Here is a 1,684-nt window from a genome sequence, read left to right on the forward strand (position 1 = left end):
CGCATTCATCCCACTACCTTAGAGGTAGGGGATTTCTGCGGTAAAATGTTAAAGTTATCACTTGGGTCAGCCAAAGCTACGGTGACTAATTGACTAATGGCCCTAAAAACTGACCAATGGCATAAGATAGTGAAGCTTAAGATGAGGTAAATTGACGCTAATCAAGGAGAGAATTACAAGAAATATAAGCATATCCACAAGATTTTTGTCGATGAGTAGCAAAACTTAGCCATTTCAAGACCACTAAATGAGTGCGCGTGTTAATTAATGACACGTTTCAGCTACTGCGAAACATCGATCACGGTTGGGTTTTCTAACTCACTCTCCGACTGCCCCAGCATTTGTACTCGCTGATCACTAAACATATCCATGTCAGGTGCAAGCGTACGCATGAACCGGTCGAAATACAGCATCTGTTTGGTCAATAAAGCGAAGTCACGTGGGAAGTGAATGCCATGACGCTTACCAACTTCCACGATTTCCAGCATCATTTTATTGAGCTCATCCGCTTGCTCTTTACTATTAAATGGCACGCCACTGGTAAAGGATTTGTCCTCTGCCATAATAGCTTGCATCATTCGCTGCAAATCATTGCCCAATGCCACGACGTCTACTTGGTCGCCACCATGTGTCATCTCCATATCGATCATATGACGAGCCATGGTTTGGTAATCACTGTCTTGCATGGCTTGCATCATGCCCATACAGGCACGCCAGCTCTCAGCTTTTAATTTACCAACGATACCAAAGTCTAAGAAACCGATACGACCGTCTGTCATCAACATCAAATTGCCCGCATGCAAATCAGCATGAAAGCTATTGCATAGCATCAGACTGGCAAACCAAGTATTGAGCGTATCTGCCATCACCTGTGCAGGATCAGCACAGTATTGACGCATAACGGACTCATCCACCATGGAAACACCATATAAACGGCTCATGGTCAACACGCGCTTGGTCGTCAACGCTTCATATACATCTGGCGCGACGACTCGCGTATTTCCTGCCACTGACAAAAACTGCTGAAAATCACGGATATTTTGTGCTTCCGCGATAAAGTCCGTCTCGGCAAGCATACGCAAACGTATCTCATCGATGATTGGTGCGATGCTGGCAAATTTCATCGATGGCATCATTATTTCAAGCAATTTAGTGACGCCATGCAATACCCCCAAATCTGTCTGCATGATGGTTTCCACCCCAGGCTTTTGCACCTTTAACACCACTTCATCTCCGTTATGTAGACGTGCGGCATGTACCTGAGCAATGGAAGCGGACGCTAATGGCTCTGGGTCGATAAAGGCAAACAAATCGTCTATTCTTTTGCCATCAATCGCCAACTCTTCTTTTAAAACCTGTTCGATATAAACATAAGATAAGGGCGTTGTTTGATCCAAGCAGCTTTGAAAGGCGGTGACATACTCCCGTGGGAATAAGGACGGAGTACTAGCAATGAACTGACCGATCTTAATATAAGTCGTGCCTAGCTGCTCAAAGGTTTCTTTTAACAGCATGGCATCAGGCTTTTCACCTTTCGCGACTCTAATCGCTGACAGACCAGCCACACTGACCGTTTGACGAACACGATTGGCGACATTGAACGTATGCTTTAATAAATTCGGGCGATGAATTTTCATAAAATACAACTATGATAATAAAAAGAAAGTTAAATAATAAAAAAGAA

At 44.0% G+C, this 1,684-nt stretch carries 1 protein-coding gene; it reads right to left on the reverse strand.

All coding sequences use genetic code 11. The features are described 5' to 3' along the window. Positions 1–281: 281 nt before the first annotated feature. The gene (locus L0J61_RS10700) at positions 282–1,637 is read right to left on the reverse strand and encodes an AarF/ABC1/UbiB kinase family protein (protein ID WP_301466420.1); all 1,356 of its coding nucleotides are present in this window, start codon (positions 1,635–1,637) and stop codon (positions 282–284) included. Between the last annotated feature and the right edge of the window lie 47 nt (positions 1,638–1,684).

The organism is Psychrobacter sp. (assembly GCF_030457785.1).
GTDB lineage: Bacteria > Pseudomonadota > Gammaproteobacteria > Pseudomonadales > Moraxellaceae > Psychrobacter.